Here is an 11,002-nt window from a genome sequence, read left to right on the forward strand (position 1 = left end):
AGAAAACTAACATTATCGAAATTACCTAGCCTTATGAATGATTATTTAGCGAAAAGCTTTTCTGCCGCATCAAGCGCCATTTTATTGCCAATCTGCCTATTTCCCAAGAGTCCGCAGCGTGAAGCGGCAAAGTCAGCGAAATCACTCCGTCGGCAAATACTTTTTGCGGTGAAATTGGGCTGCACTCGGAACAATGCCTAAAGTCAGCAAGTGATCTGTATATAGGTACGATAGTGAAACGATGTTGGTTAACGGCTCATTCGCAAACTGTGTGGGGGCATATCCGGAACCTCTTTAAAGCGGCGGCTAAAATAAAACTCATCACGGTAACCTACGCGTCCGCTCAAATCTCGTATCTGCGGCGCAGAAACTAGCAGAATTTCCTTCGCCTTATTCATGCGTACTTGCGTGAGAAATTCTATCGGTGATTTATTCATTTTTTGCTTAAAACCTAGCGAAAGCTGGGTGCATCCCCGCAATCTCGGCAAGCTTATCCAGATTGATGTCCGTATGGTAAGCATCCTGCATGTATTGAATCGTTAGCTGTATCGATGCATCAGCATCTTTCGCTGTCGTTATTGAAGGCGGCTGATCCTTCAGAATCAACTCCACCAAGGCGTACAAATACTGCTGCCGCAAGTGCTCCCTTACGCTGGAAGCCCCCATACGCGGAGGCAAGCAGCTGCATTTTACGCTGAAAAAGAAGTAAATCCGTCTGCAAATATCGTCGTGGGTATCAGCGACGCTTGGATGAGGGCATGAATGCCCACCTTAGCCTTATTGAGGGAACTCCACTCCCTTATTAAGGCAAAAACTAAACTTTGTGGGTTGGAGGGGAACTACAGGCGCTTATTCAACTGCATTTCTTCACATTATCTTTCAATATAGCGAAATAGCGGACCCTAGTTCCCTCTCCTTCACGCCAAGGGGTCTTTTTGCCAAAATAGCGCCCTGTTGTTCCCCTACAATAAAACAAGGCCAGTTGCGCTCACGCCAACTGACCATTGTCTGTCTATAGTTAACCAACCCGCTTCCGTTTGAACAATAAGTACAGGAAGAACGGGGCTCCGATACCCGCCGTGAATACCCCTGCTGGTATATCAAGCGGCATAAACAACATGCGCCCAGCCAAATCAGCCAGCAGAAGCAGAATCGCACCGGTTAAAGCCGCAACGGGAATTACGAGCGAATACGAATTGCCTACGAGCCTGCGGGCGATATGAGGGGCCATGAGGCCGAGGAACGAAATCATCCCCGCTACCCCAACGGCCGCACCTGCAAGTGCTACGCTGTAAAGCAACACCATCACTCGGGTAAATTGAAGCCGGCTGCCAAGCCCCAGAGCTGTAGGTTCGCCTAATGTCTGAATCGTCAGCTCCTTGGCATACAGCAAGGATAGCGGGATAAAGACGGCAATCCATGGAAAAATGACCTGCACGTACTTCCAACTCGTCCCGTAGATGCTGCCCGTCATCCAGTTCAGCACTTGAGCCGCCAAGTAAGCCGGCCCGCTAATAAGCAGAAACATCGTAAGTGCCCCCATCGCTGCCGAGAGACCAATTCCTATGAGCACCAACCTATACGTCGATACGCCCCTCTTCCAGGCAAGGGTATAATTGATGAGCACCGCGAGAAGCGCTCCCGTCATCGCAACAACCGGAACCCAGTGAATGCTGTAGCCAGTGAACAGCGTCATGAAAGCAACAGCCGCAGCCGATGCACCTCCAGTGACGCCTAGAATGTCTGGCGAAGCAAGAGGGTTCCGAATGACCCCCTGCAGCAAGGTGCCCGATACGGCCAGCGCCGCACCGATTAGGATTGCGGCTAGTATTCGCGGCAACCGAAAATTCATGAGAATCAGGTCTGAGCTGCCTAAGCTCTGTCCAATCAACGAGCGGAAGACATCCTTCATCGGGATGCGTACACTGCCGACGGAGAGGCAAACCATCGAAAGCACGATCATCGCGAGAAATAAACTAATGATGATTACAATCGATCTTCTCGAGCGCGACTTAATCATTTGCCTTCCTCCTTGCCGCATGGATCAGAAAGGGCACGCCCAGCATTGCCATAGCGATCCCGACGGGGACCTCTTTCGGCAACAAGACGAAACGTGCAGCAAGATCCGCCGCCACAAGCAGCACTGCTCCGCTTAACGCGCAGCAAGGCAGCAGCCAGCGGTGATCCTGGCCAATCAGCGCTCGACATAGGTGCGGAACGATCAGTCCGACGAACGCGATCGGACCTGCTGCCGCCACCGAACTACCGGCGAGCAGTACGACGGCAAGAGACGATAGCAGGCGTACGAGCATCACTCGCTGGCCCAGACCTCGGGCACTCTCCTCGCCTAGCACCATAATATTGAGAGAGCCGGCTAACAGAAACGCGAGGCCTAACCCAATCGCCATATAGGGGGCTACGGACAGCAAATGGTCCAATTTCCTTCCGGAAACGGACCCGATCATCCAGAACAAAGCTGCATCCAGTGACTGCTTGTTAATCAGAATCAAGCCCGATGTGATCGACGAGGCAAAAGCCCCCATCGCCGCGCCCGCCAGCGTAAGCTTGACTGGCTCGAACCAACTGTCACGCATCGCCATGGCATAAACGCAGACCGAGACGAAGAGCGCGCCGGCGAAAGCGATCCAAATCATCGTATTCATCGTAAGAGCTGATCCATAGAGGACCAGCCCGATGACGATGAATAATGAAGCGCCGGCATTAATGCCGAATATGGAAGGGGACGCCAGCGGGTTTCGCGTCAACACCTGCATGACGGCGCCTGCTACTGCAAGAGAGGCGCCTACTGCTGCTGCAACTAGAACCCGCGGTACCCGGGTTGTTCTAAGAATTAACTGCTCGTTTGAGCCGTCGAAATGTCTGTAACTCGTCCATAAATTGCCGAGCCCGAATATTCGCTCCCCTAGTAAAACGCTCGCTACAGCAAGCACAACCAGAAACACAGTTCCCGCCGTCAATCCCATCATCTTTCTCTTATGCGTGTCGAGAATAGCAGCCTTGTTATTTGACATCGAAGTATTTAATCAATTCGTCGAGCAGCAGGTTGGCTGCTTTGTATCCACCTGCAGAGTTCCAAATTCCTTCATCTACTTGAATCACTTTATTGGTTTTCGTTACGTTCAAGTTTTTGAATAATGGATCATTCTGCCATTCTTTCACCACATTGGCAGCATCCGTCTTCCCTTTCGCTTCCGTGACGAAGTAGAACAGGACATCTCCATCCATTTTGGCGATATTTTCTTTATTCATGACTTCAATGAAAGACTCCTTGTCCTGTGACTCGGGACGCGCGATGCCCAGCTGGTTAAGCAGCACACCGGCAAATGTCTGTTTCTGGTAAATACGCACTTGTGACGCCGAGAAACGCACCAGAGAAACTTTCGTTGCGGCCTTGCTGCCGAGCTTCCCTTTCACTTCCGCTACACGCTTGTCGAAAGCAGCCATCGCTTTCTCGCCTTCATCCTTCTTATTTACGGCCTCCGAGTACAGCTTGAAATTGACTTTCCAGTCCCCAACCAAGTCAGCCGCGAACACCGTAGGAGCAATTTGATTCAGTTGATCATAAATTTTCTCCTGCCTCACTTTGTTCCCGATAATCAAGTCCGGTTTCAAGCTGGCAATCAGTTCAAGATTCGGCTGCAGTTCATCTCCAACAACAGTTACATTCTGCATATCGTTCTTGATATGGTCGTACCATGGTTCTCCCAGCCAAGACATAACAGCTCCTACTGGTTTTACACCGACAGCGAGCAACGCTTCTGTCCCCTCATTGGTCAGGATAACGACGCGGGATGGCGTACCCTTGATCGTCGTTTCGCCCATCGCGTGTTTAATGACGCGCGGGGCATCGGCTTCCTTATTTGCCGCGGCGGATGAAGTGCTATTAGCGCTCGGAATCAGCGTCACGCCACTCGTCGTGGTTGGCGATGTCGTTGCCCCCGTCGAACAAGCGCTGAGTAACAATGTGAAACAGATGACGACCATGGCAGTCATCCAGGCTCTTGATTTCTTAACCATCTGTGAATCTCCCTCTCCCTTGTTTTGATAATGATTCTCATAACCACTCCTACTATAGCGTCTAAGCCCACTTGCCACAATGGGATATCTCGACAGTAAGAATGGATTATTTCGACGCCATTCCCAGGCATACAATTCTTTGAATCTTTTGGGAGAGACACCCTCCTGCTTTTTGAAAATCCGACTAAAATAATAACTGTCCGCGTAACCGACACTCTCTGAAATCTCTTTCAGCGTTTTGTCCGTATAAACGAGAAGCTCCTTAGCCTTGTTCAACCGCAGCTGGATTAAATATTCGATAGGGCTTGTATCCATTTGGTTTTTAAACAATCGCAGCAGTTGTCTAGTCGTACATTCCAGCGTATCTGCCAACTCTTCCAGCGTCACTGTTTCCTGATAATGTTCCTCCATATAATAGACGGCTTGGCTGACGAGATCGGGACGGATGACGTCTACCCCTTGTTCGTGCAACTGCTCTACTAGTTCATATAGCAATTGGTAAAATAGCGTCTTCACCTTTAATTTATCAAGTGGGCTTGGGGCCTGCCATATTTGGTACATATGCTCCAATTTCTGCATCCAAGAAATCGGAAAGTTAGGCAATAAACTATAGCGCAGCTGGAACGGATTCTCCCTTTCCATCAGATTGACTAGCTCTAATCGGCTAGGAAGCGGCAATGTTGCCTTGTAAAGCACCATAAAATATTCCAACTGCTCCACGGCCGCAATGTCGAGACGAATTCCCTTCCCTACATGCAGTACATGAAATCGCTTCATACGGCTTTCGACTCCGTCTATGTGCAGCTCGGCACTGCCACTGGTGACATACAGGAAAGCGCTTGTCGGCACGCGATAACCGCGCATCGCTTCGCCAGGCTCAAGCAGCATTCGGCGAACGTCCATCACTCGGATGAGAACATGATTCCACAAGACGATATGGTCGCTAATTCTCATTAATCGGTCATTCCTTTCATTCCAACTATGATTCACCTATTTTATCACAATTGAAAATAATTCTCATTATCATTTGGATGCAGTGGATGCAGTGGATGCAGTGGATGCAGTGGATGCAGTGGATGCAGTGGATGCAGTGGATGCAGCCTTTTGAAGTAGCTATTTAAATGTTGCATTTTGGAGTTGCATTTAGGAATCACATTTGGGTGCCTTATTTGGAAATCGCATTTCTAATTCCCCTCTACGCCCCTTGTCATACGTTGGATACAGGTTCGCCCCCTAAATGATCACTTAGGGGAACTGGAGTCCTCTATTTAGAGAAAAACGAGCATTTTTCATTCTGAACGGAACTACAGTCTCTTATTTGTCCTCCATTGCTCATTTTTCAGGTGAAACCGGCAAAATAGCAGACTGTAGTTCCGCTTGCATGTGAAAAATGTGTTTTTTCAGAGAAATAGAGGACCATAGTTCCCTGAAATCCCCCCATCATATGAAATACGAAAAAAAAACCTAGCGAAAAATCGCTAGGTCCATTTCTCATATTCACCTTTCGTCAAGCCAAATATGAATTCATCAAAATGCTGCCCCTTCGTGAAAATCATATTACGCAGCCTTCCCTCTTGGACAAACCCGAGCTGCTCATGCAGCGCGATGGAACCGTCATTAAACGCATAAACATGCGCTGAAACTTTCTGATAACGCAGCTCTTCGAAATAGTACCGCAGCAGTATCTTTATCGCATCCGAAGCATATCCCTTGCGCCAATGTCCACGAAAGATGGCTACGCCATATTTAAAAGTCCCATGCCGTCGATCGCAGCTACTGGTGCTCAAGCTCCCAACGAGTTCACCCTCCAACGTTTCAATGGCTAGCATGACATTATCGCTGACCGGTGCATTCGCAGCCTGACCCGCTGCCCAAGCTTTTGTTCCTTCCTCGGATCTAGGAAAATAGATGACATCGCAGTGCCTCGCACCTTCCGAATCCAAATCATTCAGATGGAATTTCTCCCAATCCGAAGCCAAGATAGGTCGTAATCGAACCTTTTTACCTGACCACATATAGTTCTGCATGAGACACTCCATCTTCAATCAATATTTGCGTGTAGATACATCCCGTTTCGCCGTTTCCTGAGAGAAAATACTTTCCGCTGTAATGATATTCACCGGAATTTCCTTGCCTGCGACAAGATCCTTTGCCGCTTTGATGATTTGTGGTCCGAGCAAGGGATTGCATTCCACTGACATGTTTAGCTTCCCAGCAAGCATAGCTTGAAAAGCAAGCTTCGTGGCATCCACAGAAATGACGATGATGTCTTTGCCCGGCTTCAAGCCCGTCTGCTCTATTGCCTTAATTGCGCCAAGTGCCATATCATCATTATGGGCAAAAACAACCTGCGGTATCGTTCCCTGTCGAAGTACTTTACTCATTAATTGCTGACCGCTTTCCGTCGTGAAGTCCCCGACTTCCGAAGCTATGACGCGAAAGCTAGCATTCTGAGAGAGCACCTCCTCAAAGCCTTGTCTGCGCTCAATGGCAGGTGCTGATCCTGCTGTTCCTTGAAGCTCCACAATTTTGGTTTCCCCGGACACAGGCTTGTGCTCCACAAGCCATCTAGCTGCTCGCCGTCCCTCTTCAACGAAATCCGAACCAATGAACGTCGTCCATAAAGAGTCATCTTCCATCTTTACTTTGCGATCCGTCAAAATAACCGGTATGCCAGCTTCCTTGGCTTCCGTTAAGACTTCGTCCCAGCCTGACTCAACGATCGGCGTGAAGGCGATAACGTCCACTTTTTGCTGAATAAAGTCCCGAATAATCTCGATTTGCTTGTCTTGACTGCCCTCGGCATTTTGCATAATAAGGTCGATGCCAAGGTCCTGGCCCGCCGCATTCTTAATGGATTCGGTGTTGGCTGCCCGCCAGCTGCTTTCAGAGCCTACAACCGCTACGCCTAACTTCATTTTTTTCGTGCTCACACTCATACGAGAAGTAATCTGTTTCAGGCTAGGGTCACTGACTGCCCCTAACTCTCTGGTATTTTTTTGCGTAATAACATGGCTTGGCAGAATGATCTTCTTGGGAATAACCTTCTCACGGTTAAGAATATCGAGTGCGTATTGAATTGACTCTCTTCCCCCTGTTGGGCTAGTAACCGTCCCGCTAAGAACACCTTGTTTAACTAAATCAAATCCCCCATTTACCGTGTCCAATCCATCAATTCCGATTATTTGCACGTTGCTCAAACCTAGGGCATCAATCGCACGATAAGCACCAAGCGCCATGGCATCACTATGTGCAAATACAAGCTTAATCTCTGGTGAGCTCGGTAAAATACGCTTTACTTCATCCTCTGTCCGATCCCGCTGCCAGTCTCCGACAATCACTTTATCGACCTGAATGGACGGTGATTGAGACAAATAATCGCGAAAACCACGGCTCGTTTCTTCAACCGATTTGGAGCTGACGGCTCCTTTTATTTCTATAACATCGGCTGGATTGCCACCCAGTAAGTCAGCCGCTAATTTGCCTGATTTTTTGCCAATCGACAGATTATCCGACCCGATAAAGAGGGAGTAATCATAGCCGGTAACACCTCGCCCAAGGACAATAACAGGAATGTCCTTATAGACCTCCGTAACGATCGGGGTCAGCTTCTCCGAGTCGTTCAGCGAAATAATAAGAAGATCGATGCCGTACTTCATCAGCTTCTGAACATCATGAACCTGTTTCTCACTATTTTCTGCTGCATCGGTAAAAATCAGCTTAACGTTCTTGTGCTTCTCAGCTTCTTTTCGAATTTCATTGTTCATAAGCAGCTGCCGGGGTTCATTCAGGTTGGGCTGACTAATGCCAATTAAAAAATCCGGTTCAGCTTTTGCCGCTTTAAGGTGCAAGAGGCTTGCAACGAGCATAACCACAACCAGACCAATCAAGCTAAAGCTTAGCAGCCAAATGTAACCTTTTTTTGAGAGAACCTTCATCCTAGTAGTCTCCACGCTTTCTATATTCCAGTGGCGATACGCCTGTCATTTTTTTGAAAGTATGACTGAAATAGTGCTGCGATTGGTAGCCGACTTTTTTCGCGATTTCATACATTTTGGAAGTAGGATCATTCAGATATTGAATGGCTTTTTTAATGCGGATGTCGGTAAGACAATCTACGAACGATTTGCCCAAATCTCTTTTCAACAATTTACTCAAATAGGTGGCATTGACATTCATCTGTTCCGCCACTTCGGACAATGATAAGTCTTCCTTATAATAGTAGGTTTCCAAATATTTCTTCGTCATCATGACGATAGGGGTCAAGGCGCTCTCACGCATTAGCTCCTGATTCATCTCTTCATAATGCCTTGGAACTTGTTCAAGCTGTTCAACAACCGTGTGTGTAAGCAGCATGCTAATTCCTAAATAGGTCATGACTGCACGCTCAAACTCTTGATAAACAGCGCGTATGCTGGCAAGATCGGAAATTTGGGTAAGCGCTGCAATTCGGCCCTTTTCTGCGCTAAATACGGTTGAAATGGGGAGCTGCGGAAGCATTTCGCTTAAGATATTTTTGATCGCAAACTCAAGCAATGGCGGGTCCCAAATCTTGCTCGGGGCATTGGCTGTAACTTTGCCGAGCGGTTTGAGAAGCAGCATGCTGATTTTCCCATGAAACTGCGGCTGAAAAAACAGCCACTCTTCCTCAAACTGTTCCTTCGTTAACTTCCCGGTAATCCATTTGCTAAAAAATTCTTCCCGCATCGTTTCCGCATTGAACTCCAATTTATGGTTCATCCACTGCGTATGCTTTTGCTCAACTCTATCTTTCATGAGCACATCGAGCGCTTTGTGAACGGCCGAGCTAAGCTCCATTTTTTGCACAGGCTTTAGCAAATAATCGAAGGCATTGAGCCGGACCGCTTGCTGCGCATAAGCAAATTCATCATGACCTGATATGACGATTACCAAGCAATTCGGATTCTGGTCATGCAGTTTTTCAATCAATTCAAGGCCGTTCATAAATGGCATGTTGATATCGACAAACATCAGATCAGGACAAGCCGAAGCCGCTATTTCTAGCGCTTCTTTGCCATTTTCGGCTTCAGCAACAACCTCAATGCCCATATCTGCCCATGGAAGCGTTTTACATAAACCGTTTCGAATGCGTGGTTCATCGTCGGCAATCATAAGTTTCCACATATTCGTCACCTCATCCTGTCTTTTTCACTGCTTGCACCGTTGGATGCTTGATTTCGACTGTTGTTCCTTGTCCAAGGACACTATAAATCTGAATTCCGTAAGCGGTACCATAAGTGAGCTGTATGCGCTCGTTTACATTGAATAGGCCGATTCCGTACTGATCCTCGCGCATTTTCTCGCCACGTAAAATTTGATTGATCTCCTCCAGCTTCTCCGGCGGAATGCCAGCCCCATCATCTGTGATTCGAAAACAAATGAGATCCGACTCCAGCTCCGCACAAATGCTGATCTTCCCCTTGCCTGTTCTTGCCTTAATGCCATGGTAAATCGCGTTTTCAATTAAAGGTTGCAGAATAAGCTTCAGTACATGATAGCTATACAAATGTTCCGGAATATCGAATTTAAAATCTAATTTATCCATATAGCGAGACATTTGGATAATCATATAGCTCTCAGCGTGTTTAACCTCATCCCGTACTGGAATCCACTCGTTTCCGCGATTCAGACCAATTCGGAATAGATTCGTAAGCGCCCCGATCACTTCAATAATATCGTCGGCTTCATATTCTTGCGCCATCCACTGGATGGTATCCAGCGTGTTATATAGGAAATGCGGTTTGATCTGGGCTTGAAGAACTTGCAGCTCAGCTTCCCGCTTTTTTTTCTGCTCCATGTAGACCACATTAATTAAATTATTAATTTCTTCCAGCATATGATTAAAGCTATTGCCCAGCTGCCCGATCTCATCTTTGGTTTCGGAGACGAAACGTTGATTAAGCTCACCATTCTTCACATGACTCATCAAACTCATCAGCTTACGAATAGGACGGATCAATGTGCCGGTAAAGTAAGCGGACAGCAAAGACGCTAAAACAATCGTGATGAAGGTTACGATGAGGGTATACAGCTGAATATCTGTGATAACCCGCTGATAATCGTCATTAGGAATAACTCCAATGAATCTCCACTTATTCGTTGCGGAATCATTAAACAAAATGCGATAATCGTGCCCTTTAATCTGCTGCGTTAGACTTCCTTGTGAACCGTCCGGCAGCCATTTACCTTGAATGCGATACACGATATCGTTTGTAGGCGCATACACAATATTGCCTTTATGATCCAATATGTACATAAATCCGGATTTGCCGAGCTTCACATTCTCAAATATGAATTTAATCATATCCATTCTTAAATCCATAAGAACGACCCCCAGCACTTCTTCCGTTTGGGGATCTACGACTGCGTGTACGAGCGATAATACATCGTAAGAACTGTAATTTTGGGACGTAGAAACGTTACGTCCTATCGGATTACTAATGATCATCGTATCCTTAGGTGCTTTTAGCGCATCCTGAAACCACGTTTCCTCGATCAACGAATCGCGTGTAATGCGAAACATATCATGCGATGTAAATGCCCCGCTTTTATTAACTAGCATAATGCCCATTATTTCTTTGTTGCGCTCTGCGTACATGGACAACGTCTTATCAATCCGTGAAACCTCATCTTTAGAAGGCTGTTGCCCCTTCATTTGCATAAACTTCTCGACTTCCGGATCTTGACTTATGTAGTGTTGAACATCCTTTAGATGCTCGATATAATAGTCCACATTGCTTTCTACCTGATGAATCATTTGCAGCGTGCTTTGATCTGCTTGATTCTCGGAGTAACTGCTGTAGGTTCGAATGCCCCAAAAGCTCAGCGTAAGAATAGAGATAAGAATAATTAAGAGAAAGATGCAGTTTAGCTTAAAACGGATGCTGCGGTCGTGCCACCAACGAAGATATGCCCTCACTGCGATCCTCCTCTTAATTGATCT

9 protein-coding genes are annotated in these 11,002 nt (G+C 47.1%); all 9 read right to left on the reverse strand.

Annotation, left to right across the window (positions count from 1 at the left end):
* Nucleotides 1-248: 248 nt before the first annotated feature.
* A complete protein-coding gene (locus tag AC58UW_RS21000) occupies nucleotides 249-437 on the reverse strand; it encodes a helix-turn-helix domain-containing protein (RefSeq protein WP_497422554.1) in 189 nt (62 codons plus the stop codon).
* A gap of 7 nt (nucleotides 438-444) precedes the next feature.
* On the reverse strand, nucleotides 445-666 hold the full coding sequence (locus AC58UW_RS21005) for a hypothetical protein (protein WP_497422555.1): 222 nt from the start codon (nucleotides 664-666) through the stop codon (nucleotides 445-447).
* A 352-nt stretch (nucleotides 667-1,018) separates the two neighbouring features.
* A complete protein-coding gene (locus AC58UW_RS21010; RefSeq protein WP_497422556.1) occupies nucleotides 1,019-2,020 on the reverse strand; it encodes a FecCD family ABC transporter permease in 1,002 nt (333 codons plus the stop codon).
* Nucleotides 2,013-3,032 carry a FecCD family ABC transporter permease gene (locus AC58UW_RS21015; protein ID WP_497422557.1) on the reverse strand — a complete coding sequence of 340 codons (1,020 nt, stop codon included), beginning with the start codon at nucleotides 3,030-3,032 and terminating at the stop codon, nucleotides 2,013-2,015. The genes AC58UW_RS21010 and AC58UW_RS21015 overlap by 8 nt, the downstream gene beginning before the upstream one ends.
* Nucleotides 3,022-4,992 (reverse strand): ABC transporter substrate-binding protein, encoded by a 1,971-nt coding sequence (locus AC58UW_RS21020; protein WP_497422558.1) that lies wholly within the window; start codon nucleotides 4,990-4,992, stop codon nucleotides 3,022-3,024. Before AC58UW_RS21020 ends, AC58UW_RS21015 begins: the two co-directional genes overlap by 11 nt.
* 524 nt (nucleotides 4,993-5,516) lie before the next feature.
* On the reverse strand, nucleotides 5,517-6,065 hold the full coding sequence (locus AC58UW_RS21025; protein WP_497422559.1) for a GNAT family N-acetyltransferase: 549 nt from the start codon (nucleotides 6,063-6,065) through the stop codon (nucleotides 5,517-5,519).
* Nucleotides 6,066-6,083: 18 nt separating this feature from the next.
* On the reverse strand, nucleotides 6,084-7,976 hold the full coding sequence (locus AC58UW_RS21030; RefSeq protein WP_497422560.1) for a substrate-binding domain-containing protein: 1,893 nt from the start codon (nucleotides 7,974-7,976) through the stop codon (nucleotides 6,084-6,086).
* 1 nt (nucleotide 7,977) lies between these two features.
* A complete protein-coding gene (locus AC58UW_RS21035; protein WP_497422561.1) occupies nucleotides 7,978-9,183 on the reverse strand; it encodes a response regulator transcription factor in 1,206 nt (401 codons plus the stop codon).
* 10 nt (nucleotides 9,184-9,193) lie between these two features.
* Nucleotides 9,194-10,978, reverse strand: a complete 1,785-nt coding sequence (locus AC58UW_RS21040) for a sensor histidine kinase (protein WP_497422562.1) — start codon at nucleotides 10,976-10,978, stop codon at nucleotides 9,194-9,196.
* Nucleotides 10,979-11,002 lie beyond the last annotated feature (24 nt).

The sequence above is a fragment of the Paenibacillus sp. J22R160 genome (genome assembly GCF_059692135.1).

What these genes read in the sequence shown, in the direction of transcription:
- AC58UW_RS21025 (WP_497422559.1), bottom strand. Translation starts at nt 6,065, where the DNA reads ATGCAGAACTATATGTGGTCAGGTAAAAAGGTTCGATTACGACCTATC.
- AC58UW_RS21000 (WP_497422554.1), bottom strand. Translation starts at nt 437, where the DNA reads ATGAATAAATCACCGATAGAATTTCTCACGCAAGTACGCATGAATAAG.
- AC58UW_RS21035 (WP_497422561.1), bottom strand. Translation starts at nt 9,183, where the DNA reads ATGTGGAAACTTATGATTGCCGACGATGAACCACGCATTCGAAACGGT.
- AC58UW_RS21010 (WP_497422556.1), bottom strand. Translation starts at nt 2,020, where the DNA reads ATGATTAAGTCGCGCTCGAGAAGATCGATTGTAATCATCATTAGTTTA.
- AC58UW_RS21030 (WP_497422560.1), bottom strand. Translation starts at nt 7,976, where the DNA reads ATGAAGGTTCTCTCAAAAAAAGGTTACATTTGGCTGCTAAGCTTTAGC.
- AC58UW_RS21015 (WP_497422557.1), bottom strand. Translation starts at nt 3,032, where the DNA reads ATGTCAAATAACAAGGCTGCTATTCTCGACACGCATAAGAGAAAGATG.
- AC58UW_RS21005 (WP_497422555.1), bottom strand. Translation starts at nt 666, where the DNA reads ATGGGGGCTTCCAGCGTAAGGGAGCACTTGCGGCAGCAGTATTTGTAC.
- AC58UW_RS21020 (WP_497422558.1), bottom strand. Translation starts at nt 4,992, where the DNA reads ATGAGAATTAGCGACCATATCGTCTTGTGGAATCATGTTCTCATCCGA.